Below are 26946 nucleotides of genomic sequence, written 5' to 3' on the forward strand. Positions count from 1 at the left end.
AGGCGCGCAGGCTAAAGCTTGACGCGCCTTTTGCATGTAAATTAGATGGTAAATCGATACGATTTATCGGTTTATCAAGCAGCCTAGCTGCAAACAGAAAAGAGTAGTGTGATAGATATGTCAAAACGCGATTATTACGAAGTCCTCGGCGTAAGCAAAGATGCGAGTGAGCGAGACATAAAAAAAGCGTATAAACGCTTAGCGATGAAATATCATCCAGATCGTACCGCAGGCGATAAAGAACTTGAAACCAAGTTTAAAGAAGTTAAAGAAGCGTACGAAATATTAACTGACGATCAGAAACGTCAAATGTATGACCAATACGGCCATGCTGCCTTTGAACAAGGCGGTGGCGGCGGTCACGGTGGCTTTGGCGGTGGTGGTCAAGGTGATTTTGGTGATATTTTTGGTGATGTGTTTGGTGATATTTTTGGTGGCGGCGGTGGCCGACGTCAATCTCGTCAACAACGTGGATCTGATTTACGTTACAACATGGACTTAAGCCTAGAAGAGGCCGTTCGTGGTAAAGAAGTAGAAATTAAAGTACCTACATGGGTTAGTTGTGAACCATGTGATGGCAGCGGTGCAAAGGCAGGTTCTAAACCAAAAACATGTACTACGTGTCATGGTGCTGGACAAGTACAAATGCGCCAAGGCTTTTTTGCTGTTCAGCAAACATGTCCTACGTGTCAGGGACAAGGTCAAATTATTTCAGACCCTTGTAACAAATGTCATGGACAAGGGCGTGTTGAGAAAACTAAAACGCTTTCAGTTAAAATCCCAGCTGGCGTAGATACAGGTGATCGCATTCGATTAACTGGCGAGGGCGAAGCAGGCATGCACGGCGCACCGGCAGGTGATTTGTATGTTCAAGTGTCAGTACGTGAACACAAAATATTTGTTCGCGAAGCTAACAACTTATACTGCGAAGTACCCATTAGCTTTACCACGGCTGGTCTTGGCGGCGAAATTGAAGTACCAACGCTTGATGGCCGAGCTAAGCTTAAAATACCTTCAGAAACACAAACAGGCAAAATGTTCCGTATGCGTGGTAAAGGTGTTAAGTCTGTACGCAGCGGTGCTCAAGGCGATTTAATTTGTAAAGTTGTGATTGAAACGCCAGTTAATTTAAACGAGCGTCAACGTGAACTTCTTAAAGAATTAGAAGAAAGTATGGGCAAAGATAGCTCAAAGAACCGTCCTAAAGAGCAAGGCTTTTTTGATGGCGTTAAAAAGTTTTTTGATGATTTAACTAAGTAATTAGTAATCGAAAAATTATAAAAAACGGTGCTTGATAGCGCCGTTTTTTTTGCTCAAAATTAATGTTATTTTGTTTCTTTGACACTAAATGGTTTAGTAAATGACACCTGCAATAGAGCTTCTAAAAAAAAGGCGTATCACATATGAAGTACTTAGTTATGAGCATGATGCTAATAATAGTAACTATGGCAAAGAGGCGGTCGAAAAGTTGAATCTCAATAGTGCTCAGGTTTTTAAAACCTTAGTGCTCGAAACAAGCGAAGGGCAGCTTGTAGTAGCAATAACGCCTGTTACGCAGCAGGTGCAATTAAAGCAACTTGCAAAGGTGTGCGGTACTAAAAAGGTTACAATGGCAGAGGCTTCAAAAGTACAAGCTGCTACTGGGTATATTTTAGGTGGTGTTAGTCCGCTGGCTCAAAAAAAGCGCCTTGCTACATTTATACACCTAAGCGCGCAGAATTTTAATCCCATTTATGTTAGTGCGGGTAAACGAGGGCTAGAAATTTCACTCTCGCCAAACGATTTAGCGTTAACTACTAATGCTAAATTTGCTGATTTTTAACACTCCCTTCTTTTTCTTCTGTAACCAACAAGCATAAATTTCATGTTCGCAATTTGCTGCTTTAGCTATTTTTAACTACATTCAAATTACCCTAAGCACTATGTATTATGGCTACGTGTATGAATTTTACGGATGTGAATTATTTTGCAATACTTGTGGCTTCGTTGTCTTCTTTTATGCTTGGTGGAGTGTGGTATTCAAAGGTGCTTTTTAAAAATGCATGGCTTGAGAGTATTGGGTTAACTGACCTCGATTTACAATCTGCAGATCCTAAACTTATTTTTGTTGGTAGTTTTTTATTAGCATTTATAGCTGCATTAGTACTAGCGTTATTTCTAGGAAAAGAGGCAGGTATAGGGGAGAGCTTAGGGACTGGTTTTGCTATTGGCTTGTTTTGGGTGTGTAGCTCCTTAGGACTAAGTTATATTTTTGAGCAGCGCCCTTTAAAGTTGTTTTTAATTAATGGCAGTTACCACGTATTACAATTTTCATTAATGGGGCTTATTTTAGGGCTTTGGCCTTAAATTTAATTTTTGCTGTGCGTTGTATTTGCTCCTTTTTTATAAGTAGGGTAACTTTAAATTAGTCTAATAAGGGAATTGGTAAACATATTAATGAAAATATTAGTTGTTGATGATATGCCGCTCATGCGCCACGTATTAATTAATATGTTGAGAAAGCTCGAGTACAACAATATTGTTGAAGCAACTGATGGCCTTCAAGCATTAGCTTTTTTACATGATCAACACTTTGATTTAGTTATTACTGACCTACATATGCCAAAAATGAATGGCGTAAATTTACTAGACAACATTCGAAAAGATGAACAACTAGCAGATATTCCTGTATTAATGGTTACCTGCGAAGACAGTGCAGATACAGTAAAACAAGTAATAAAAGCCAAGGTTTCTGGATTTATTGTTAAGCCATTTAATATGAACGTGCTTTCATCGCAACTAGGACGATTCTTTTTTAGAGATTAACGTATATTTGTTATCCTACCCTGATTAGTTCAACCATCCTCCTTGAAGGAAATAATGGCAAAACCCAACAAAAAAGGCCCCACTAAAACAGTCGATATATTTTGCTCTGGCTGTAAAGCCCCCCTATTTAAGTATCGCAAAGGCGGAAAGGGCGCACTGGTTAAATGTTTTAAAGAGCGTATCAGTCAAGACTTTACATCGCAGGCGTGTATTTGCCCTAATTGTAGCCGCCCTTTTGCACGCGAAGCGATTATACGTGGAGCGCCGGCATATAAAATTATTGGTGGAAAAGTTACTTTTAAATAAACAGTTTAATTAAGCATTAATCATGCGGACATATGCCCTTGTGAGATTATGCAATATTGATAGAATCGCCCGGTTTTGCTGTTTCAATGAATGAAAAAACACCCACCCCATGGATTGGGCCAGTTTTTTGGGTTTTTTAACGGATAAAGGATCGTTGCGTGATAGCACTCTTATTTGACATCATAGGTATGACAGGCACTTTTTTAGTAGTAGGGTCATTCTTTTTACTTCAGCTTGGTAAAACATCTCCAACCAGCTTAGTTTACAATATGATGAATTTAACAGGGGCAATATTGTTGTTAATTAGCCTATGTTACAACTTTAATTTAGCGAGTTTCGTAATTGAAATATTTTGGATAGCCGCATCATTAATTGGCCTATACAAATACATCAAAAATAAACCTGCATTAGCTGTAAATTAAGAACGTATTAATTTTTTAAAGCTAAATAAGCGCTGCAAGCATCACTGTTTGCGGCGTTTTTTGTTTTTTATTTAATTTAAAGTCATAAACAAAATAAAATGCATTTGTTAACAAAAAGTTTATATCCCTGCACCATATAAGTGGTTACACTAGCGCCCTTAAAATTATTTAGGCTATTTTTACGGGCAGGCCATGTTTTCGTTTTCAAAAAAAATAATAACCATATGTTTATTATTAGTTTTAATTTTAGTTGTTACATTTTGGGTTGGGCGCGCTCACGATGTAGAAAAAGCAACAGTTCAAGCGCAGCGTCAGGTTACTCAATTAAACGATTATATTGATACTGAACTCGCTCGTTTTTCAGCTATTCCTCAGCTACTTACTTACAATCAGTTAATGATTGAATTTGCAAGTGGCGATCAAGCCCATTACAACGCCATAAATAACTACTTAGCTGATATACAACAAGCCAGTGGTGCATCAGATATATTTGTCCTTAATGCGCAAGGTGCAGTGACAGCAAGTAGTAACTGGCAAGCCGATTACACCTTTTTAGGTAGTAACTTTGCCTTTAGGCCTTACTTTAAACGTGCATTTGCAGGTGAAAAAGTTGCGTATTTTGCACTAGGTATGCGTTCAAAAGAGCGCGGAATTTATTTTTCGCAGGCTGTTTATCACGACAACAAAGCAGTGGGTGTTGTTGTATTAAAAGTAAATGTAAGCAAATTTGAAAACGACAGAGAGCTTTTAAATACATCTAAAGGTAGCCATTTTTATTTAGAGCTGAGTGATAAAGTAATTGCTATGTCTGATATGCAAACATGGCGTTTAAATAGCTTTAGCGAGTTTGATATAGCAAAGCGACGTAATATAAAATTACGCCGCGCTTATTTAGATCATCAACCTGTATATATTGAGCAATTTCAGTATACGAGCCAGGGTATTTCGCATTTTAAAATTAATAAAAAGCTTTATGTGAGTGCAACAAAGCCACTGCGTTATTTTAGCGCACGTATGCACGTACTTGTTGATATTACAAAGGTAAATGCAGCTCAATTAATACGCTTATTTTGGGCATTTAGTATTTATGTTTTAGTTATCATTGTTGGTTATAGTTTACTTGCTCGTTTTGCGGGTTATAAAAAGCTAGTTTACTCAAGACATAGCCTTGAGCAAAAAGTGATAGAGCGCACTCAAGAGCTTGAAAAAACGCAAGTTGCATTAGTTCAATCAGCAAAGCTTGCAACAATAGGGCAATTAAGTGCAGGTATTAATCACGAAATAAACCAGCCTCTTAGTGCTATTAATACTTACCTAGCAAGCGCTAAACGTTTACTTGCTAAACAAAATTACACTGCACTTGGCGAAAGCATTACGGTGGTTGAGGGGCTTGTAGGTCGCGTACACAAAATAGTGGGACAGTTAAAGCATTTTAGCAAACCATCACAAACTCAGTTAAGGCCTTATCCGCTAGCGGGCTTATTAAATAACGCTTTAATGATTGCCAGCTCACAACTAAAGCAAGATAACGTACACGTAGAGCAGCCTAATTTAGATGGCGGGTTAATAGTGTGGGTTGATTCACTTAAATTTGAGCAAGTGTTAGTTAATTTAATAACCAATGCAAGCCAAGCTATGAATGGCGCAATAATACGTAAATTAAGTTTTAATGTTGAGTGCTTTGATAACCGTGTAAAACTATCAATTTTAGATACTGGGTCTGGGATAGAGCAACATGCTTTTGGTAATATTTTCGAACCTTTTTATAGTACTAAAGAGAGTAACGGCTTAGGCCTTGGGCTATCTATTTCAAAACAAATTATTGATTCGTTTAATGGCTCTTTAAGTGCGCATAATCGACTACAAGGCGGGGCTGAGTTTATAATCAGTTTATCAAGCACGCAGGATAAAACAGATGATTGAAAACTCACAGTGTAAGCACATTATTGTAATTGATGATGAAGCGATGATCAGAGATTCATTAAAGCAATTACTTACCCTCGAGGGTTATACAGTTGAGTGCTTTAATGATGCAAGTACGGCTCTAACAAAGCTTAATCGTCGTTTTATGGGCGTTATACTGAGTGACATAAATATGCCTGCAATGGATGGTCTTACCTTGCTTGAGCAAGTCACTGCATTTGATAGTGAACTACCGGTTATATTTTTAACTGGGTACGCCGATGTAACTATTGCTGTTAAAGCTATGCAATTAGGCGCGTATGATTTATTTGAAAAGCCAGTAAATGAAACATTACTTGATTGCATCGCAAGAGCGTGTGACAAGCGAAGTTTAGTGATACAAAACCGTGCATTAAAATTAGCTGTACAAAAAACCTCAGCACCCGGCGTTCGCATATTGGGCGACACGCCTAAAATGCAAGACATGATGCACTTGCTTAACACGGTAATTGATACGCCAGCAGATGTAATGATTGAAGGGGAAACAGGCACAGGCAAAGAGCTTGTCGCTCGTTATTTACATGATCAAAGTATTCGATGTGAAAGTAACTTTGTTGCTATAAATTGCGGCGCAGTACCAGAGCAGTTAATTGAGAGCGAATTATTTGGAGCCGCTAGTGGCGCTTTCACTGGGGCTACACATGCGCGAAAAGGCAAGTTTGAATATGCCCAAGGTGGAACCGTATTTTTAGATGAAATAGAAAGTACACCGTTGTCTTTACAGGTAAAATTACTGCGCGTTTTAGAAGAGCGTAAAGTAACCCCGGTAGGTGAAAACACCCCAATTAATTTAGATATACGCATTGTAGCTGCCACTAAAGTAGATTTACTTTCACTTGTTGAAAAAGGTGAATTTAGAGCCGATTTGTATTATCGACTAAGTTTAGTAAAAGTTGACATACCGCCACTTAGAGCCCGAAAAGCCGATATTGTATTATTGTTTAAGCATTTTAGTTCTATTGCAGCAACACGCTATCATAAGCCGCCAGCACCACTTAATAGCGAAATTCAACAGCGACTCTTAGCGTACGACTGGCCTGGCAATGTAAGAGAGCTTAGAAACCAAGCTGAGCGTGCGGTTTTATTGGGAGTAGAGCTTGCTTTTAGTGTTAGTAAAACGCAGGCTAAAGGTGAGCTTTCACCCGATTTAAGCTTATCTGAAAAAGTCACTTTTTATGAGCAGTCATTAATTGAAGAAGCCCTAGAGCGTAACCATGGCAGTATTAAAAATACGATGGATACACTGCAAATAGCTCGTAAAACCCTTTACGATAAAATGAGTAAATACAATTTAAACCGCGATATGTTTATTGACTGAATGTGTGGTTTACGTGACAGCTTCGTTTTTATGATGTGTGGGAAACCGCACATTAGTTCTTTTTTTTATATCTAAAAATAACTAACTACTTAAAATTTAATAACATTTTATCATTGGCAGTAAAGTTGCCTTATTAGACCTGACAACAAGTAGATTCTAATAATTAGGACACATAATGATAAAGTTTACACACTCTACTATTTTACTCACCTCAATTAGTAGCTTGGCATTTTATTCGCACACGGCTTGCGCTACTGAATATGACGTTTATGGTAAAGCCGAAGTGCAAATTGCTAATACAGATACAGGTATTATGCGCTACGCAGAAGAAGGGACACAGATTGAAGCGCCATTTTCGAGGATTGGTATTCAAGGGCAGCACAAATTAAATGAATATTTAAACGTTGTTTTTAAATACGAAGTGCAAGTTAAAGGCTTTGAGCAAGACGACACCGAAGAGCCCTTTAGTGCAAGAAACACCTATCTTGGTTTAAAAGGTCAATTTGGCGAGCTGGTAGTGGGAAGAAACGATACCCGCTTTAAATACTCTGAGGGAAAAGTTGATAATTTTAATGAAACCCAAGGCGATATAGCCCAAGTTATTGCAGGCCAAGATAGACTTGGCGATACGCTAACATACACTTCTAAGTATTGGCATAATACGCAATTTTCGTTTACTTACGCCCCAAAAGACGACAATAAAGATAATGAAGCTGGATTTGCAGCGACCGTTATTTATGGTGATCGTAGCTTAAAAAACACTTCATATTACTTATCAGTAAGCCATGTTGACTCTCTTAATAATATTAATGCGAGCCGAATAGCAGCTGCCTATAAATTTGAACAATTACAGCTTGGGGCACTGTATCAGCATTCTGAATCAACAGATGGCATAAAATCGGGTAACGGTTATGTGTTAAGTGCAAGCTATACGCTTGATAAATGGGTACCTAAATTACAGTTCGCTAAAGATGACTCTTTGCTTCGTCAAGCATCAGATGCAACACAGTGGACAACAGGTGTAGATTACGTATTTGATAAACAAACCACCGCTTACTTACTCTATACTGATTTAGACCTACAAGAGAACGCCGATAATAGCGTTGCACTTGGCTTAAAATACAAATTTTAGGAATTAACAATGACTCAATTAACACACAAAAAATCAGATCCTAAAAAGCCTAAAATGCAATGGTTATGGCTATTACTTGGGCCAAGTATTATGTTGCTTACGTGTTTAATAGCACCGCCAATAGGAATGTCTGAAGCCGCTTTTAAAACAGCAGGTTTAGCGTTTTGGATGGCTTCATGGTGGGTAAGTGAAGTAGTGCCTATCCCTGCAACGGCTTTATTGCCGATTGTTATTTCCCCCTTAGTTGGTATTGCTGCCATTAAAAGTGTGACTGCACCGTACGCTCACCCACTCATATTTTTATTTTTAGGGGGATTTTTAATTTCTATAGCTATGGAGCGATGGGGATTACACAAGCGTATAGCCCTTAGTACGATGCTTTATGCGGGTAAAAAACCAAGTTTACAAATATTAGCCATGATGTTGGTAACAGCCTTTTTATCTATGTGGATGTCAAACACAGCCACTGCGGTAATGATGTTGCCTATAGCATTATCTATTACACATTTAGTAAAACAATCAGATCCAAATAATGAAGGGTTTGGCAAAGCGTTGCTACTTAGTATTGCTTATGGTGCAAGCATTGGCGGGATTGCCACTTTGATAGGTACTCCTCCTAATGCACTCATGGCAGCGTACTTATCAGAGAGTTACAAAATTGAAATTGGCTTTGCGCAGTGGATGCTTGTTGGTGTTCCGTTAAGTATTAGCATGTTGATAATAAGCTGGCTGTGGTTAACTAAATTTGCTTACAAAGTAGATAAAAATGTTAAGAATAATCGAAGTATTGATACAAAAGCAGTATTCACAAAACAATTAAGTGAATTAGGCACAATGCAGCACGCAGAAAAAGGCGTTTTATTTGTATTTGTATTAGCAGCGTTATGCTGGATTTTTAGACCAATTCTTGCAGATTTTAGCGGTTTATCAATATCAGATACGGCTATCGCCATAGCGGCAGCACTATTATTATTTGTATTACCGGCCAATAAGGGCAGTGATGAGAGAATACTTGATTGGAAAAGTGCAGCAAATGTTCCTTGGGGTGTATTACTTTTATTTGGTGGTGGTTTAACACTTGCTTCGCAAATAAAGGCATCTGGGTTAGCCGATTACATCGCGCACATGATTGAAGGCGCAAGTGCAATTCCACTTGTGATGAGTGTGCTGGTGGTGGTTGCATTAATTACATTTTTAACTGAGATAACAAGCAATACAGCCACGGCTGCTGGGTTTTTACCATTACTCGGGCCTGTTGCAGAGTCAATTACGGGTTCACCTTTAGTGTGGGTAATACCTGCTGCTATTGCATGTAGCTGCGCGTTTATGATGCCTGTAGCCACGCCGCCTAATGCCATTGTGTTTGGCTCTGGACAAATACAAATGCGCGATATGATCCGCGCAGGTTTTGTACTCAATATTGTCGCTATAGTATTAATTACGCTAGTAACGATGACTATTGCAGCGCAAGTATTTGGCTTTTAATTATCCTCTAAATTAGTTCCAACCAACCCTATGAGCAGCCTAAAATTTAATTTAGGCTGCTATTTAATCACATTAGTTAGTGTTATTGCTCGAAAAACAGAACAAGGTTATAGTCCTTTGTAACTTTAAAAATTGAGTAATCTATTTTGAGCACCGACACATCTGACACACTGCCCCTCATTTCCCAATTTGATGAATTACAAAAGAACTTTAAAAACACGCCCTATTTAGCAATTGATAAACGTATTGTTTTATTAAAAAAATTGCGTGTGCGTATTGTTAGCCTAGAGCAAGAGCTGGTAGATGCAGCCTCAAAAGATTTTGGCTACAGAACCGCGTTCGACACTTTACTAGGCGATATATTACCTACAGTGCAAACACTTGCGCACATAATAAAAAAGCTGCCTAAATGGGCTAAGGCCAGTAATCGTTCAGTGGGTTTAAGTTTATGGCCTTCAAAAGTAAGTGTTAATTATCAGCCAAAAGGTGTGGTGGGTATTATTGCCCCATGGAACTACCCAATTCAGTTAGCGTTAGTGCCCGTGCTTACAGCCATAGCGGCAGGTAATAAAGTGATGCTAAAACTTAGTGAATTTACACCGCACACCAATGCTGTAATCGAAAAAATATTTAAAGACGACATGCAAGCGCACTGTAAAATAATACAAGGCGGTAGTGATGTTGCGGCGCAATTTTCGGCGCTCCCTTTTGCCCATATTTTGTTTACGGGCTCAACAAGTGTCGGCAAGTTAGTTATGGCTTCTGCTAGTCGTAATTTAACACCTGTAACGCTAGAGCTTGGAGGTAAATCGCCAGTCATCATTACGCAAAATGCAGATATTAAAAAAGCCGCTCAAGCTTTATTATTTGGAAAAATGGCTAACGCTGGGCAAATATGTGTAGCCCCTGATTACGTATTTGTACCAAAAGCGCTTGAGCATCAACTTATTCAGCAGCTGTGCGAACTCTACAAAAAGCATTTTAAAGACGGTGTTGAAGGTAAAAACTTAACCTCAATTATTAGTGATGCACACTATAAACGGTTATCAAGTTATTTAGAGCAAGCACAAGAGCTTGGTGCAAACATTATTAAGCCACTTGAACAAAATCAGCAAGATGAGCAAAAACATCGAATGGGTCTGCATTTAGTGACTCAAGTGACTGACGAAATGCAGCTTATGCAAGAGGAGTTATTTGGTCCAATACTACCAATAATGAGCTACGAGACGCTTGATAGCGCTATTGATTATATTAAGGAAAATCATCACCCATTAGCGCTTTATATTTTAGGCCAAGACAAAAACGCTCAAGAGTATATTATGAAACAAACAATTAGCGGCACCGTTGCCGTTAACGATACTTTAGTACAAGTAACCGCAGACGATGTACCTTTTGGTGGAGTAGGGCATTCAGGCATGGGGCATTATCATGGTATTGAAGGGTTTTTAACGTTTAGCCACGCTAAAAATACATTAGTATCGGGCTCATTTAACCCGCGTATTGGTTTATTACTCAAACAAAGCAAGCTCATTATTAAATTATTAAAGTGGCTTTACATAAAATAGTTTTAAATTAAAAAGGCTGAATTACATGAGTAACCCAGCCTTTATAATTTTAATCGTTAGATAGTAAACTAAAACAAACGACCTTCACCAGCATAGGTGCCGGCCTGAATTTTTGCATAAATTGCGTCGGCTTTTTCTTTAGCTTCTTCTATTTCTTTAGGTAGCATTTTACGCTCATCGAGTTTACGGCTATGGCTTGCTTCCATGTTACCGTTGTACTCTGCAATGGTGTTCCAAATATAAGATTTTTCTAAATCTTTTGGCATACCTAAGCCTTCAAAATACATAAGTGCCAAGTTAAATTGTGCTAGTGAGTAATTATTAGCGGCGGCTTTTTCGTACCACGTACGGGCTTGCTTATAATCACGTGTAACGCCTACGCCGTTTGAGTACATTACGCCTAAATTAAACTGAGCAGCAGGCAAGTTCTTTTTAGCGGCCTTTTCAAATAGGCTTACAGCCATTTGATGATCAAGCTTTACGCCTTTACCCTCGTCGTATAAAACAGCAAGAGCAAACATAGAGTCAGGATGGTTCTTTTTAACACCTTGTTGATAAAGCGATGCTGCTTTGTAGTAATCGCGTGTTACACCGTATCCTCCTTCGTACAGTTTGCCTAGCTCGTAAATCCCTGGAGCAAAGCCTTTATCCGCAAGGTATTCAAATTCTTTTAGGGCGACTGCAAATTCACCTTCGTTAGCGGCTCTAATGCCATCCTCTAACGTTGCATTAGCAAAAGGGCTGGCAAGTAAAACGCCTGCAAGAACAAGTGCTTTTAAATTAAACTGTGACATAACAATGTCTCCAATTATTAATAGTTACGATAGGTATTAAATTTTTGCGCTATTTACGCATTATAAACGTTTAATACTCAGTGCATACAATGATGATTAAATCGTTTACTGTTTATAAATGCAAAAATGAGTGCCTAGAATTATGTTTTACGCCTGCTTTAATAAAAACGCAAGGTGAGCGCTTTTAAGGTAACGTGGATAAAACACAGCTCTGTAAACACTTATATATTAAGCTAAGCATATTGGCTTTAGATGTGTAAGATACAGATTTTACAGAAAATTTAAAGGAATAAAAAAAGCCCGTTAGGGCTTTTTGGAGTCATATTAACCGTCACTAATATGAGCAATGTAGCAAGTAGATGTGATTTTTTTATGCTATTACTTCATTTGAGTAAGTAATAACACTAAGCGGCACGTTCTTGTTTAATGTGTCAGCATCCTTGCTGAATACTCTTCCATGGGCACTGAGGTCGGTACGTTTTGTTTCTGGTAATGATTATTAGTTAGATTAACAAACAAGTCAATATTTAAATGATAATTATTATCAAATAAAGTTTTCGGAATTATAAAATTTAAAATAAGGAAAGTGATGCTTAATAATCTTAAAACTAAAAAAGTAATAAATGCATGCTTTGCTATCAGCATGGTATTTTTGTGTAGTTGTTCAGCTTCATTTACTTACAACAACTTGAGCTGGCTTTCGTCATTTTGGGTGGATGATTATATTGATTTAAATAAAACTCAAAATAAGCAGCTTAAACAGATCATTAATACGACCCAAGCCTGGCACAGAAGTACGCAGCTGCCTGCCTACAAACAAGATATTCAAAACATTAAGGCACTTTTTAACAGCACGCTAAGCACCGAGCAGTTAAAAAAACAGGTGGTTTTTGCCAAAAAGCATTGGCAAAATCTCCTCGAATACGCGCACATGCCTTTAGCTGAACTCGGGGCAACCTTATCAAGTGAGCAACGCGATGAGCTACTAAGTAATATTCAAAAACAAATAGATGAAGAGCGCGAGGAGTTTAACGAACAAACACCGCTTGAGCGTAAAAACGATCGTTTAGAAGAGCAAATCGAATATTATGAAAAATGGGTAGATGAACTAACGAATGATCAAAAAGCACTAATAATTACAGCTAACGAGCAGCACAAAGACTCCAAATCACTGTGGTTAGAGTATAAACAAAACCGTTTAAATGTAGCTATTGAGATATTTAAAAACAAAAACTTAACGCAAAACGAGTTAATAGCTCAGTTAAGTACAGTAATAAAAGAACGCGAGCGCTACATGAGCGAAACGCTACTTAAAACAAATGAAGAAAACCTCAATTTATATATTAATTTATTGTACCAATTAAATACGACACTCAGCGATAAGCAACGCCAAAGCGTAAATGATCAATTTGATGAGTTAATTGATACGTTAAACGATATAATACAAAGCTAAGTTACTGAATCGGTTATTTATTGACTGTTTTGTTAGTTTGTTAGCCGCAGAAGACGTTTTAGTAAAGGCAATATATGGTTACTGATTTAAAAAGCATTCTAAATACTTGGCATGCTCAAAAAGATACTCAGGAATGGGTGTTAGCTACTTTATACAAAATAGAAGGCTCTAGTTACAGAAAACTAGGCGCTATGATGCTTATATCGAGTTTAGGGCAGCGATTAGGAATGCTCTCAGGTGGTTGCTTAGAGGCAGATATTCAGCGCCATGCCAAACAAGTAATGGGCACTTTAACCAGTAAAACAATTAGTTATGATGCAACCGATGAGGACGATTTAACATTTCAACTTGGTATAGGTTGCGGTGGTATTGTACACATATTATTGCAGCCTATTCATAAGAATAATGATTATTTACAATTAGATCATGTATTTAAAGCATTAAGTGACAATAAGCCCGGTCAATACTCTCAACAAGTTACCCCAGTTTTACCCCAAGGTAGAGGTGTGTTTACACAAAATGATGAGCAACACGACTTATCGATGAACCGAAAAGCTAAATTAGTTGAGATCAATCATGCCACTTGGCTTCAAACCTCAATATATCCGCCACCTCATTTGTTAATAGTAGGAGGCGGTGCTGACGCAGTCCCTGTTTATGCGTTAGCAAAGCAGCTTGGCTGGAGTGTGAGCGTATGGGATACGCGAGCTGCTAATGCCAAAAGGGAATACTTTAAAAATGCTGATGCTATTTTACGCTGCTCATCTAGTGAATTAAAAACGTATTGTGAAAAACACAAAGTAGATGCCGTCATTTTAATGGCCCATAGTGTTGAATTAGATGCCAGCGTACTTGCACAGTTTGTAAGTTTACCTTTTAAATATATTGGTTTACTAGGCCCAGCACACAGGCGAGAGCAAGTTCTACAACATGCAAATACGACTATTAAAAATGTACACGCACCAGTATTTGGCCCTGTGGGGTTAAATTTAGGCGGAGATTCGCCCGAGAGCATTGCGCTTTCGTTAATAAGTGAAATACATGCGGTGCTTAGTAATAAAAATGCGCAATCGTTAAGTAATTGGGGGCATTAGGTTTGCTAATTGCAAAAGTGATTTTGGCTGCTGGGCAATCATCACGTTTTAACGGCTGTAAATTAATTGCCAATGTGGGATTTGGGCAAACCATGATTGAGCGAGCGGTTAAAACGCTTCAAGCACTTGATGATTCGGTTGTTTACGTAGTAACAGGCGCTTGGCATCAGGAAATTGAACAGGCACTTTATGGTTATACAAATGTTCAGCTTATTGAAAACAAACAATGGGATAAAGGGTTAGGGGGGAGCATTGCAACGGCAACTGAGGCTGTCTCTAAGCTAAACACCTACGATGGTTTTTTGTTTATGCTGGGCGATCAGGTGGAATTACAAACGCAGCAAGTACATGAGTTAGTTAAAGGGTTTACTCATACACCTTCGCGCTGGTGCGCAGATTACGGCGAACGCTTAGGTGTACCTGCTATATTCCCAGCTGTTGATTTATCCAAGCTTGCAAGCTTAACTTCAGATAAGGGGGCGCAACACTTACTGCGCAGTAAAAACGAAATCGTAAATACAATTAATATAAGTCATGCAAAATTAGACATTGATACGCAAGAACAACTAAGTGATTTTTTAGCTAAGCATGAATTATAAGTACACGATAAGTAATTAAATTATATAAGTTTTAATCAAGGTTTTTTAAAATCTTGGGTATTAATCAAGGGGCAAGCTATGGTGACGTTTACAATTAATGGCAAGGTGGTTGAATCACACGCAAGTGAAGATACACCATTGTTATGGGTTATTCGTGATGAAATTGGGTTAAAAGGTACAAAGTTTGGTTGTGGTATTGCAATGTGTGGTGCGTGTACTGTGCATTTAGATGGGCAAGCAACACGTTCATGCGTACTACCAATTGGCGCAATTGCGGGTAAAAACATTACCACAATTGAAGGGCTTAATAACAAACACCCTCTTCAAAAAACATGGGTTGAAGAGCAAGTACCACAGTGTGGATATTGTCAGTCTGGGCAAATAATGCAAGCTGCTACATTACTTGCTGCTAACCCAAACCCAACGGAAGAAGAAATAGTTAATCATATGAATGGTAACTACTGTCGTTGCATGGCATACAAACGCATTAAAACGGCTATTAAACGCGCTGCCGATGAGTCACAAAGTGTTGTAAACATTTTTGATCCAAATGCCCAAGACGCTTAACTGGAGCCTGTAATGAAAAAATTATTTCAAAAAAATAGCGAAACCGTTAATTTAAATCGTCGCTCGTTTATGATTGGTACTGCCAGCGCAGGTTTGGTGATGGCATTTGCACCCGCTCTATTTTCAGGCTCGTTAAGTGCAAAAGAGTCAATTACACAGCAAGCTTTTTCACCAACAATTTGGTGGACTATGAGCAGCGATGGCGCAGTAGAAGTCAGTATTGCTAAAGCGGAAATGGGTCAACATATTGGTACTGCATTGGCACGTATTGTAGCTGATGAGCTAGAGTGCGATTGGGATAAAGTATCAATTACTTATGTAGACACTCACGAAAAATGGGGTTACATGGTAACGGGTGGTTCATGGTCGGTATTTCAAAGCTTTAAGCCGTTATCGCAAGCGGGCGCTGCGGGCAGAATTGCATTAATAGATGCAGGGGCTGCTATGTTGGGTGTACCGCCGGGTAAATGCCATGCTGAAAAAGGTCACATTATTTGCGGTGATAAATCTCTAAGTTACGCTGACATTGTTAAAAAAGGCGAGTTTAACCGTACTTTTAGTAGTGAAGAAGTGGCAAAGCTACCACTAAAATCGGCTAATAAGCGTCATTTAACTGGGCTAAAGCAAGACTTTAAAGCGCTTGATATACCTGCTAAAACAAATGGTACAGCCGTTTACGGCATTGACGTAGAAGTAGAGGGCATGCTGTACGCTCGACCTGTTATTCCACCAACGCGTTATGGCAGCACAGTCACTAATGTTGACGATACGACAGCTAAAACGATTAAAGGCTATAAAGGCTTTGAAATTTTAAACGATCCTAGCGAAACCGTTCAAGGCTGGGTTGTTGTATTAGCAGATAACTACCCAAGCGCAATAAAAGCGGTAGATGCACTAAAAGTGACCTATAAAAAGGGTAAAACCGCGAATGTAACCGAAGCCGATATTCAAAATGAAGGCAAACGATTATGTGAGCAAAGTGACTCAGGCACATTATTTGTTGATGAAGGCGATATTAAAAATACGCAAGCCAATGCCAATGAATCATTAGAGTCGATGTACACCACGGCTACGGCAAGTCATTACCAGCTAGAGCCGCTTAATGCGCTGGCTGAATACAAAGACGGGCAATGGATTATTCATACCGGTAACCAGTGGCAATCACTTACATTACCAGCCATTGCAAAAGCGCTTGAAGTAGCCCAAGAGAAAGTCATCATACGTCCTTACTACTTAGGCGGTGGTTTTGGCCGTCGTTTATTTGGTGATTGGACCGTCCCTGCTGCACTCACTGCAAAAGCCGTTGGAAAACCCGTAAAGCTTGTATTTACCCGAGCAGACGATAGCTTGTTCGATCAGTCTCGCTCTGCGTCAGCTGCAAAAATGACAGCATCGTTTGATAAAAATGGTAACTTTACTGGTTTAGAACATGCATTTGCTGCAGGCTGGCCTACTAAAGCAATGGCACCTGGGTTTTTATCTCCAGGGGTTGATGGCAATGGTAAATTTGATGCATTTTCAGCATCGGGCTCGGATCATTGGTATAGCATGAATAGCCACCGCGCACGTGCCATTAATAACGAAATAGCACAAAGTACATTTACACCGGGTTGGCTGCGCTCAGTTGGGCCTGGTTGGATTGCGTGGAGTCTGGAGTCTTTTATTGATGAAATAGCCCATAAGCAGGGCAAAGATCCGGTTCAATTTAGAATTGACATGCTAGATGGTAAAGGTAAGCAAGCAGGTAAAGCGCCTGAAAGTGTGGGCGGCGCGCTACGCTTACGAAATGTGCTTCAAAAAGTATCAGCCAAAGTCGCCGCTGTTAAGCTTGGTGAAGATGAAGGTATCGGTTTTTCTGTCAGTTCTGGTCAGGAACGTACAATGCCAGCATGGCTTGCAACCGCAGCGCATGTTCATGTTAATCGTGAAAGCGGCAAAATAACCCTTAAAAAACTATACGTTGTAGTGGATGCGGGACTAATTGTTCATCCAGATGGTGCATTAGCACAGGTGGAAGGTTCGTTATTGTGGGGCAGTAGCCTTGCATTACATGAGTCAAATACGTATAAAGATGGGCAAGTATCGGCAATTAACTTCAATACTTATTTACCACTTAGAATGCAAGATGTGCCAGATATGGACATCGAGTTTTTACAAAGTGATGAGTTTCCAGTTGGTTTAGGTGAGCCAGGGGTTATAGGTGTTGCGCCTGCAATAGGGAATGCAATATTTAACGCTGTAGGCGTGCGTTTACGTGATTTACCTATGAAGCCTAGCGAAGTTATGAAAGGTTTAAAAGCCTAAGTAAATATAAATAAGGGGCTAGTTTGTTGCCCCTTAGTTATTATATCAATCCGTATTGTTAAGATTTACTACGGATTGGTAATACATCATATTGTTATGCAATTATTATGTATCAATAGGTACGGCAAGTGTTTTACCTGTTGGTATAAGTTAAGGTTTGTTTATGCTAATCGACCCTACAGGGCGAGAATTTAGTTATTTACGTTTATCTATTACAGACGTGTGTAATTTTAAATGTGTTTATTGTTTACCCGATGGTTACCAAGGCGGTAATGACCGCGGATTTTTAAGCGTTAATGAAATTAGTAATACGCTTAGCGCCTTTGCACATCACGGTATTGAGAAAGTGCGTATCACCGGGGGTGAACCCACACTTCGTAAAGACTTCATAGATGTTATTCGTGCTGCAAAAGATACCAGCGGTATAAAAAAAATAGCTGCGACAACGAATGGTTTCTCTCTTCATAAAAATATTCATAACTGGGTTGATGCGGGCTTAAATGCAATTAATGTCAGTATTGATACGCTAGATTCGCGTATGTTTAATACAATTACCGGCCACGATAAATTTGCATCTGTTATGAAGGGTATAGATACCGCACTTGAAACCGGTATTGAGTCAGTAAAAATAAATAGTGTGCTTATGAAGCAATACAATGGCCAAGAATTTGAAACATTTTTAAATTGGATTAAACATCGTCCGGTAACCATTCGCTTTATAGAGCTTATGCAAACAAGCGATAATAAAACATTTTTTGATGCTAACCATGTCTCAGGTCAGTCTTTAAAAGAGAAACTATTACAAAGTGGCTGGCAGCAAGTTGCACGAAGTGCTTCTGCAGGTCCCGCTCAAGAGTTTGCCCACCCAGATTACCAAGGGCGAATTGGTTTGATCATGCCCTACAGCAATGATTTTTGTAGTACATGTAACAGATTAAGAGTAACAGCTAAAGGTAATTTGCATCTGTGTTTGTTTTCTGAAGAGGGTATTTCGTTAAGAGAGTACATGAGCGATAATTCAAATAGTGAGTTAATGGCCTTACTTTCACGCTATATTAAAACTAAAAAACCAACCCACCTGCTACATCAAGGCAACACAGGTATAACCACAAACTTATCTATGTTGGGTGGTTAGTATTTAGCTAAAAAAGCGGCAGTTGTGTACCTAAAGTAGTTAAGCTGTCCCGGTAATGTAAATAATACCTTGTATTAACAAGGTTTTATTTCTTCAAAGCTTGTTAATTTGTTTTTTCAGGTTACAATTATTTTTTGTTTGTTATTAAGTTAATTGAATGGATATCGCAGCTCTTAATAGTACTAAATCATTAAGAAAGAACGTTCTTAGTTGGATGTGTCTTTGCTTTGGTTTTTTGTCGTTTGCATTTGCGGTCTTTAACTTAACAGTCAACAATTTTGCGTTACTGGGTTATATCGAAGTCTTCTTTTCAATTTATTGTTTTTTCACCTATATATCACTCTTACGTCGCCCATTAAGATTTTGGCAGTCTATAGTAATGTGCGGACTTATAACGCTCATTGTTATTGTAGCGACTGCGCTTGCTACACCATATAATGGGGTATTTGTATGGTCGTTCGCATTACCTATTTTGTTTTACTTATTGTTAGGTAAGCAATACGGGGTTGTTTTATCTGCTAGCTTGCTCGTTATACAATCTTATATTTTGGGGACTAAATCGAGCCTTAGCCCGTTTACCACTTTCAATTTATCTTTAAATTTAATGTGTGCTTATTTAAGTATTTGGGCTATCTCCCATGTTTTTGAAGGGAGCAGGGCACACTTTTCTAGGCGCCTAAAAAATTTAGCATTACTAGACCCGCTAACAGGCGCGGGTAACCGACTTTCTATGAACCATTATTTTGAAGTTGAGCTTCAAGACAAGTCGCAACTCTACGTGCTTTTACTCGACTTAGATTTTTTTAAGCAAGTAAATGATAAACACGGCCATGCTGTGGGCGATCAGGTATTGGTTGAGGTAGCTACTTTACTAAGAGTGACGCTGGGTAAGGGGTATGTATTTAGAGTTGGCGGTGAAGAGTTTGCTTTATTTTGCTCTTTCCCACATGAAGACGAAGCGCTTAACGCGGCTGAAAAAATAAGAGCAGATGTTGAAAGAAAACAATTTGATATTGATGGTTTAAATATTAACATTACCGCCAGTATTGGGGTTGCCAAGTTCAGAAGTAGTAATTCGCTCGAAGAGCTTGTTAATCAAGCAGATAAACAACTTTATAAAGCTAAGCGCTACGGGCGTAATAAAGTGTATTGTAAGTTTAAAAAAGAGCCCGCGCTGGATGAATTAACCGCTTAGCTTTATTTTTAGTACATTTGTTCAAAGTTCGGAATACCATTTTCCCAAATTGGTTTGTCTTTTCCTAAATGCTCACGAACTGCATCAAAAAATAAACGCGTTCTTACGGGTAAATCACGATGTGGATAGACCGCGTACATAGCACTAAATTCCATTAGCTTTACATCAGTGAGTATGGGCACTAGCTTTCCTTGTGTTATTTCATCACCAATAATAAATGCCGGCGCTACAAAGTAAGTGGTACCAGATAGGGTCTTCATCAATAATGCTTCGGCATCGTTTGCTCTAAACACACTTTTTATTTTTTGCTCGCACTGCTCACCCTTACTATTAAAGTAATCAATCCCTTCAACCCTAATAGAGTTACTAGCATAACTTGCAGCAGGTAATTGGGCTAAATCTTCCATGGTTTTAGGCATGCCGTAAGTTTCTATAAACTCTGGTGCGGCTAATATTAGCAAGCGGTTACGTGCAATTTTACGGGCAATAAGCGAGGAATCTTTTGGCTCACCCACTCTAAAGGCTAAATCAAACCCTTCAGAAACAATATCAACTAACCTGTCGTCTAAACGAAGTTCAACTTCAACTTGCGGAAAGCGCTTTTGAAAATCGTTAAGCACAGGCTGTAAATAACGTCTGCCAATAAGCGTTGATGAGGTGATTTTTAACACCCCACGTGGCTCTAAATGGTAGTTTTCGGCCATACGTACGGTTTCACCAAGTAACTCTCTTAGTTCGCGGGCTTTTTTGATCATTTCGGCGCCTGCCGCGGTTAACGAAAACGAGCGGGTGGTGCGGTTTAACAGCCTTACCCCTAACTCATCTTCTAAGCGACTAATTTGCTTAGATATAACAGAGCGGTCAATGTTGCGAATTTCTGCAGCTTTTGCAAAAGAGCCTTGTTCAACGACTTCGAGCAGCATTAAAAGCCGGCTTGTTGTATCCATTGTTACACCCTGAATATTCTATTGATGCCATTTTGGCATTAATGAATTTAAAAATCTATGGTTTTTGTACACAAGCTTAATCCGTATTATGCAAGGCTAATCAACAATGGAGCGTCTTCATGAACAAACATCTAATTGCTGCTGCACTTACTGCGGCATCATTAACACTTGCAGGTTGTGCTGATGAGAGCACAGCTCAATCAGCACCCGCACAGCAACTTCAACCGATTGATGTAGCACAGGTGCTTGTTAAGCCAGTACAAAGCTGGCACACATACACAACGCGTTTAGAGTCTCCACAAGAAGTTGCTTTAATGCCGCGTGTATCAGGCATTATCGATAGTATTGAATTTAAAGAAGGCGACGCGGTAAAAGAAGGTGATGTTTTATTTCAACTAGATGCTCGCCCATTTGCAGCCGTTGTTGCAAGCTTAAAAGCACAAATAGAAAGCGCTGAAGCTGCGCTTGAACAAGCTAAAAGCGAAGACAAACGCGCAGTACGCTTATTAGAGCGAAAAGCTATTTCTACTGAACAGGCACAAGCACGCACATCAACACTTCGCCAGCGCGAAGCTCAGCTTTTAGCATTAAAAGCACAGCTTACATCAGCAGAGCTTGATTTAGAGTTTACGTCTGTTGTTTCTCCAATTAATGGCATTATCTCGCGCGCAAATATTACTAAAGGTAATAATGTGCTCGCGGGTCAAAGCGTATTAACGTCAATTGTGTCAAACCAAGCTATGTATGCTTATTTTGATGTTGATGAGCGTACCTGGAATAGCTCATTTAATGAAGTGACAGCTGCGAGTCGCCAAACAGTTGTAATGCAAAAAGTAGGTCAAACTGACTTTGCATACAAAGGCTACATTAACTTTATTGATAACCAAATTAACTCATCAACAGGTACTTTACGCGTGCGTGCGGTATTTAATGAAGATAGCAATCAACTACGGGCAGGCTCGTTTGCACGCATTAAGTTAGCGGCTAATGAAGTGAGTGAAAAAGTAATTATTCCTGAGCGTGCTATTGGTACCGATTTAAAAAATCGTTTTGTATTAACGGTTGGCGAAAACAACGTACTTGAATACAAACTCATTACTGTAGGTGAACGATACGGTGCTTTGCGTGCGGTTACATCGGGCCTTAGCGAGGGTGACGTAATTGCAGTAAACGGCCCAGCACGTGTAGGCCCAGGTATGCCAATCTCTCCACAAACAGTAACAATTGATACAAGCGGTGTTGCATTTACATTGTCAAACGACAACGCACAACTTGTGGCTAAGCAATAAGGTTTATTGATGAAATTCTCGCATTTCTTTATACAGCGCCCAATATTTGCGGCCATGCTGTCGTTGGTTATTTTAATTGCTGGTGGTATTTCACTATTCCAACTACCAGTGAGTGAATACCCAGAAGTAGTTCCTCCTACAGTGGTTGTGACTGCAAGTTACCCAGGTGCAAACCCAACCGTTATCGCGCAAACAGTGGCAACACCACTGGAGCAAGAAATTAACGGTACTGAGAACATGTTGTATATGTTTTCGCAAGGTACAAGCGATGGACGCATGACACTAACGGTAACATTTGCTTTAGGTACCGATTTAGATCGTGCACAGGTTCAAGTACAAAACCGTGTAAACAGTGCATTGCCACGTTTGCCAGAAGAAGTACAACGTTTAGGCGTAGTAGCCGAAAAATCATCACCCGATTTAACCATGGTGGTGCACTTATACTCGCCTGAAAAAACGCACGACACCGCGTATTTATCTAACTATGCCGATTTAAACATTAAAGATGAAATTGCACGCTTACCAGGCGTAGGTGATATTCGTTTATTTGGTGGTGGCAAATACTCAATGCGCGTATGGCTGAACCCAGATGCGCTTGCTGCACGTGAACTTACAGCAACAGATGTAGTTGCAGCGCTTCGCTCGCAAAACCAACAAGTTGCAGCGGGTAGCTTAGGTGCGCAGCCAATTTCAAACGATAGCCAATTTCAAATACTCTTAAACGTTAAAGGACGTTTAAACAGTATTGAAGAATTTGAAAACGTTATTATTAAAGTAGGTGAGCAAGGCCAGTTAACACGTTTATCTGATGTAGCCCGTGTTGATTTAGGTGAAGATACGTATGCACTTCGGGCTGAACTTGATAACCAACCAGCACTCGCAATGCCAATATTTCAGCGCCCAGGTTCAAACGCTATTGAGCTTTCTGATCAAGTGCGCGAAACAATGGCGCGCTTATCAAAAGATTTCCCTACCGGTGTTGAATACGACATTGTGTACGATCCAACCGTGTTTGTTCGTGGTTCAATTGATGCGGTAATAGCCACATTGCTTGAAGCAATTGTACTGGTAGTTATTGTTGTAATTGTATTTTTACAAACATGGCGTGCATCTATCATCCCGCTAATTGCTGTGCCTATTTCACTGATTGGTACTTTTGCAGTTATGCAGTGGTTAGGCGTATCAATTAATACCTTGTCGTTATTTGGCTTAGTATTGGCCATAGGTATAGTGGTAGATGATGCGATAGTTGTTGTTGAAAACGTAGAACGTAATATTGAAAACGGCTTATCGCCACTTGAAGCAACACGTGTTGCAATGAGTGAAGTTACAGGCCCAATTATTGCTATTGCTTTAGTATTAAGTGCGGTGTTTATTCCTACGGCGTTTATTACCGGGTTGTCTGGTCAGTTTTATAAGCAATTTGCGCTTACAATCACAATTTCGACTATTATCTCTGCGTTTAACTCACTCACGTTATCGCCAGCGCTTGCTGCATTGTTATTAAAGTCGCACGATGCAAAACCAGATGCGTTTACTCGTTTACTTAATAAATTGTTTGGCCGTTGGTTGTTTGAACCATTTAACCGTGTATTTAATCGTGGTGCTAAAGGGTACGAAAAACTAGTACAAAAGCTTATTCGTATGACTGTTATTGTGATGGTTGCTTATATCGCACTGGTTGGCGGCACAATTAAATTATTTGATACGGTACCAGGTGGCTTTATTCCACAGCAAGATAAGCAATATTTAGTTGCAATTGCACAGTTACCAGATGCGGCAAGCCTTGATCGTACCGAAGATGTACTAGCCCAAATGCAACAAATTGCATTAGAGGTACCAGGCGTTGCACATACTGTTGCGTTCCCAGGCTTATCGGTTAACGGTTTTACAAATAGCCCTAATAGCGGCATTGTATTTACGCCACTTGAAAGCTTTGATGAACGTACCGATCCAAGTAAGTCTGCAATGGCAATTGCGGCACAGCTAAACCAGCGTTTTGCTGCAATTGATGAAGCCTTTGTTGCTGTATTTCCGCCACCGCCAATTCAAGGCCTCGGTACAACAGGTGGTTTTAAACTGCAAATTGAAGACAGAGCAAATAAAGGGTTTGAAGCACTATTTAATAGCCTGCAAACGGTTATTGGTAAGGCGCAGCAAGACCCTGCATTAATGGGCCTTTACTCAAGCTTTAGAATTCAAGTGCCACAAATGGATATAGACATTGACCGCGAACAAGCACTTATTCAAGGTATTCCACTTGATGAAGTATTTGACGCACTGCAAGTTTACTTAGGATCTGTGTATGTAAACGACTTTAATATGTTTGGCCGTACGTACCAAGTAAATGCGCAAGCTGATGCTGATTACCGCAAAGACCCTGAGCAAATACTTAACTTAAAAGTACGTAACCGTGCAGGCCATATGGTGCCATTAGGCTCTGTATTAACGGTAACACCAACCATTGGCCCTGACCGTGTTATGCATTACAACGGTTACCCAAGTGCCGAGCTTAATGGTAGCCCTGCACCGGGTTATAGCTCTGACCAAGCACAGTTAGCTATTGAAAAAGTACTCGCAGACACACTGCCATCAGGTATTGAGTACGAATGGACTGAAGTAACGTACCAACAAGTACTTGCAGGTAATACGATGGTTTATGTATTCCCGTTAGTTGTATTGCTTGTATTTATGGTGCTTGCAGCACAGTACGAGAGCTTACGTTTACCACTTGCGATTATATTAATTGTACCGATGACTATTTTCTCTGCTTTATTAGGTGTGTGGTTTGTTGGCTCTGACAACAACATATTCACCCAAATAGCGTTAATAGTTCTGGTGGCCTTAGCCTCTAAAAACGCGATATTAATGGTTGAGTTTGCAAAAGACAGACACGATTCAGGATTAACGCATCTAGAGGCAATACTTGAAGCATGTCGTATGCGTTTGCGCCCGATATTAATGACCTCAATTGCTTTTACAGCAGGTGTTGTACCGTTAGTACTTGCTACAGGTGCAGGCGCTGAAATGCGTCACGCTATGGGTAACGCAGTATTCTCAGGCATGATAGGTGTAACCGTATTTGGTTTATTATTTACGCCGGTATTTTACATGCTAGTAACGAGCAAAAAAGATAAAGCGCAGGAGAATGCTCATGACTAAATTGATGCAAAAAAGGTTTAAAACTAGCCTAACAGTCAGTGCGGTTTTAGTGGCTTCGTTTTTAGCAGGGTGTGCGAGTAAAATAGACACCGTTAGCGAGCAAAAAGCGGTTAACGATTTTGTCGCTAAAGCTAATATTGCTAGTAACGTGAGTGTTGCTGATGAAACAAATTGGTGGACAAAGCTTAATTCTGATCAGTTAAATGAACTTGTTACAGGTGCGCTTGCAAATAACTATAATTTGCAAACAAGCCAGTTAACGCTTAAAAGCGCATTAGCACGGTTAGGTGAGCAAAAAGCCCAGTACCTGCCGCAAGGTGGTGTAGATGTAGGCGCAGCCCGAAGCGATGCACCAAGCGTTTATGACCGTCAATCAAGTGCAAACGTTGCACTTGATTGGCAGCTAGATTTGTTTGGTCGAATAACAGCCTTGGTTGATGCTGCAAATGCATCGGCCATGAGCCAAGCAGAGCAAGTACGCTTATTGCAAATTGAAGTTGTTTCGTCAGTTGTTAAAGGCTTTGTAAGCTATCAGGGCAATGTTGAAAAACAGCAAATCATCGCAATGCAAATAGAAGCCCTTGAGCAAAGTATTGATGTACTTCAAGCACGTGTTGACGAAGGTGTAGCAAACGAGCTTGATTTAAATCGAACTATGGCGCAGCTTAGGCAACAACAAGCACTTATGCCTGCCATTGAGTATGCAAAATACAGCGATTTATCTGCTCTTGCAGTACTAAGTGGTAAGTTAGCGCAAGACATTGCTATTGAAAACGAGCAAGGCGTGCTTGAACGTGACTTTAGCGTAGCACTAAAAAATGCTAATAATGCCATTGCCTTACGCCCAGACATTAGCCGTGCATTATTTGATTTTAGCCAAGCAAATAGTTTAAGTGTTGCAGCAAGCAAAGCGCTGTTACCAGATATCAGCTTATCAGCATTTGCTGGTGTTGTGAGTATAGACAGCACGGGCTTAAAAAATACCGACCAACAGTGGCAAGTAGCACCGCAGTTGCAATGGTCGCTATTAAGTTACCCAGCTTTATTAGCACAGCGCGACGCACAGCAATTTTTAAGTGAAGCGGCTTACAGTGATTACCAGCAGGTAGTACTAAATACGTTAAGTGAAAGTGAACTATCGCTACAGATGTTGGTTAATCAGGCGCAGCAAAAACGTTTTGCAGATGAGCGCTATGACTTTGCTAATAAAGCATTTTTACAAGCCGAGGCAATGTACGAAGAAGGTCAAATTCCTTATCTTGAGTTGTTAGATGCGCGTCAGGATGTTTTAATAGCGCAAGAAAATGCTGTTGAAACAACAATTACTTCACTGCTTGCTAAAGTAAATGCCTACCAGTCATTTAATGGCCAATGGAGTTATGCGTTAAACGACACTAATAAGTAGAGTTATA

23 protein-coding genes are annotated in these 26946 nt (G+C 39.7%); 21 read left to right on the forward strand and 2 right to left on the reverse strand.

Annotated features, from left to right (window positions below):
• Positions 1-117: 117 nt before the first annotated feature.
• From dnaJ to CWC11_RS05260, 11 genes are all read left to right on the forward strand, one after another.
• Positions 118-1260, forward strand: coding sequence for a molecular chaperone DnaJ (gene dnaJ, locus CWC11_RS05210; protein WP_058549823.1), 1143 nt, complete (start codon positions 118-120; stop codon positions 1258-1260).
• Between the two features lie 100 nt (positions 1261-1360).
• The gene (gene ybaK / locus CWC11_RS05215) at positions 1361-1822 is read left to right on the forward strand and encodes a Cys-tRNA(Pro) deacylase (RefSeq protein WP_138681816.1); all 462 of its coding nucleotides are present in this window, start codon (positions 1361-1363) and stop codon (positions 1820-1822) included.
• 119 nt (positions 1823-1941) lie between these two features.
• Positions 1942-2346, forward strand: a complete 405-nt coding sequence (locus tag CWC11_RS05220) for a DUF1761 domain-containing protein (RefSeq protein WP_138681817.1) — start codon at positions 1942-1944, stop codon at positions 2344-2346.
• A 90-nt stretch (positions 2347-2436) separates the two neighbouring features.
• The gene (locus CWC11_RS05225) at positions 2437-2805 is read left to right on the forward strand and encodes a response regulator (protein ID WP_058549821.1); all 369 of its coding nucleotides are present in this window, start codon (positions 2437-2439) and stop codon (positions 2803-2805) included.
• A gap of 54 nt (positions 2806-2859) precedes the next feature.
• Positions 2860-3111: a hypothetical protein gene (locus tag CWC11_RS05230; protein ID WP_058549820.1), complete on the forward strand. Its 252-nt coding sequence runs from the start codon at positions 2860-2862 to the stop codon at positions 3109-3111.
• A 158-nt stretch (positions 3112-3269) separates the two neighbouring features.
• Entirely contained in the window at positions 3270-3533 is a 264-nt protein-coding gene (locus CWC11_RS05235) for a CBU_0592 family membrane protein (RefSeq protein WP_058549819.1), read from the forward strand.
• Between the two features lie 192 nt (positions 3534-3725).
• Positions 3726-5456 carry a sensor histidine kinase gene (locus tag CWC11_RS05240; RefSeq protein ID WP_138681818.1) on the forward strand — a complete coding sequence of 577 codons (1731 nt, stop codon included), beginning with the start codon at positions 3726-3728 and terminating at the stop codon, positions 5454-5456.
• On the forward strand, positions 5449-6813 hold the full coding sequence (locus tag CWC11_RS05245) for a sigma-54-dependent transcriptional regulator (protein ID WP_138681819.1): 1365 nt from the start codon (positions 5449-5451) through the stop codon (positions 6811-6813). Before CWC11_RS05240 ends, CWC11_RS05245 begins: the two co-directional genes overlap by 8 nt.
• 175 nt (positions 6814-6988) lie before the next feature.
• A complete protein-coding gene (locus CWC11_RS05250; RefSeq protein WP_138681820.1) occupies positions 6989-7945 on the forward strand; it encodes a porin in 957 nt (318 codons plus the stop codon).
• 9 nt (positions 7946-7954) lie between these two features.
• Entirely contained in the window at positions 7955-9430 is a 1476-nt protein-coding gene (locus tag CWC11_RS05255) for an SLC13 family permease (RefSeq protein ID WP_138681821.1), read from the forward strand.
• Positions 9431-9576: 146 nt separating this feature from the next.
• On the forward strand, positions 9577-10995 hold the full coding sequence (locus tag CWC11_RS05260) for a coniferyl aldehyde dehydrogenase (RefSeq protein ID WP_138681822.1): 1419 nt from the start codon (positions 9577-9579) through the stop codon (positions 10993-10995).
• 68 nt (positions 10996-11063) lie between these two features.
• Here the strand turns inward: CWC11_RS05260 and CWC11_RS05265 are convergent, their stop codons facing one another.
• Complete coding sequence (locus CWC11_RS05265; protein WP_058549813.1) at positions 11064-11789, reverse strand: tetratricopeptide repeat protein; 726 nt, start codon at positions 11787-11789, stop codon at positions 11064-11066.
• A 589-nt stretch (positions 11790-12378) separates the two neighbouring features.
• On the opposite strand from CWC11_RS05265, the gene CWC11_RS05270 reads away from it, so the two are divergent.
• The 7 genes from CWC11_RS05270 to CWC11_RS05300 all read left to right on the forward strand — a co-directional run bounded on the left by CWC11_RS05270 (position 12379) and on the right by CWC11_RS05300 (position 20136).
• Entirely contained in the window at positions 12379-13242 is an 864-nt protein-coding gene (locus tag CWC11_RS05270; protein ID WP_138681823.1) for a DUF6279 family lipoprotein, read from the forward strand.
• A 74-nt stretch (positions 13243-13316) separates the two neighbouring features.
• Positions 13317-14336, forward strand: a complete 1020-nt coding sequence (locus tag CWC11_RS05275) for an XdhC family protein (RefSeq protein ID WP_138681824.1) — start codon at positions 13317-13319, stop codon at positions 14334-14336.
• 2 nt (positions 14337-14338) lie between these two features.
• The gene (locus CWC11_RS05280; RefSeq protein WP_138681825.1) at positions 14339-14935 is read left to right on the forward strand and encodes a nucleotidyltransferase family protein; all 597 of its coding nucleotides are present in this window, start codon (positions 14339-14341) and stop codon (positions 14933-14935) included.
• A gap of 78 nt (positions 14936-15013) precedes the next feature.
• The gene (locus CWC11_RS05285; RefSeq protein WP_138681826.1) at positions 15014-15502 is read left to right on the forward strand and encodes a (2Fe-2S)-binding protein; all 489 of its coding nucleotides are present in this window, start codon (positions 15014-15016) and stop codon (positions 15500-15502) included.
• A 12-nt stretch (positions 15503-15514) separates the two neighbouring features.
• Positions 15515-17806, forward strand: a complete 2292-nt coding sequence (locus CWC11_RS05290) for a xanthine dehydrogenase family protein molybdopterin-binding subunit (RefSeq protein ID WP_138681827.1) — start codon at positions 15515-15517, stop codon at positions 17804-17806.
• A gap of 163 nt (positions 17807-17969) precedes the next feature.
• A complete protein-coding gene (moaA, locus tag CWC11_RS05295; RefSeq protein ID WP_138681828.1) occupies positions 17970-18941 on the forward strand; it encodes a GTP 3',8-cyclase MoaA in 972 nt (323 codons plus the stop codon).
• 157 nt (positions 18942-19098) lie between these two features.
• Complete coding sequence (locus CWC11_RS05300; RefSeq protein WP_171038395.1) at positions 19099-20136, forward strand: GGDEF domain-containing protein; 1038 nt, start codon at positions 19099-19101, stop codon at positions 20134-20136.
• Between the two features lie 8 nt (positions 20137-20144).
• On the opposite strand, the gene CWC11_RS05305 is transcribed toward CWC11_RS05300, so the two are convergent.
• Positions 20145-21083, reverse strand: coding sequence for a LysR family transcriptional regulator (locus CWC11_RS05305; protein ID WP_138681829.1), 939 nt, complete (start codon positions 21081-21083; stop codon positions 20145-20147).
• A 119-nt stretch (positions 21084-21202) separates the two neighbouring features.
• On the opposite strand from CWC11_RS05305, the gene CWC11_RS05310 reads away from it, so the two are divergent.
• The 3 genes from CWC11_RS05310 to CWC11_RS05320 are packed head-to-tail and all read left to right on the forward strand — an operon-like array spanning position 21203 to position 26939.
• Positions 21203-22372: an efflux RND transporter periplasmic adaptor subunit gene (locus tag CWC11_RS05310; protein ID WP_138681830.1), complete on the forward strand. Its 1170-nt coding sequence runs from the start codon at positions 21203-21205 to the stop codon at positions 22370-22372.
• 9 nt (positions 22373-22381) lie between these two features.
• Positions 22382-25534, forward strand: coding sequence for an efflux RND transporter permease subunit (locus tag CWC11_RS05315; protein ID WP_138681831.1), 3153 nt, complete (start codon positions 22382-22384; stop codon positions 25532-25534).
• Positions 25527-26939, forward strand: coding sequence for a TolC family protein (locus CWC11_RS05320; RefSeq protein WP_138681832.1), 1413 nt, complete (start codon positions 25527-25529; stop codon positions 26937-26939). Before CWC11_RS05315 ends, CWC11_RS05320 begins: the two co-directional genes overlap by 8 nt.
• The last annotated feature ends 7 nt before the right edge of the window (positions 26940-26946 follow it).

The sequence above is a fragment of the Pseudoalteromonas sp. S3178 genome (genome assembly GCF_005886985.1).
In the GTDB taxonomy this organism is placed as follows: Bacteria; Pseudomonadota; Gammaproteobacteria; order Enterobacterales; family Alteromonadaceae; genus Pseudoalteromonas; species Pseudoalteromonas carrageenovora.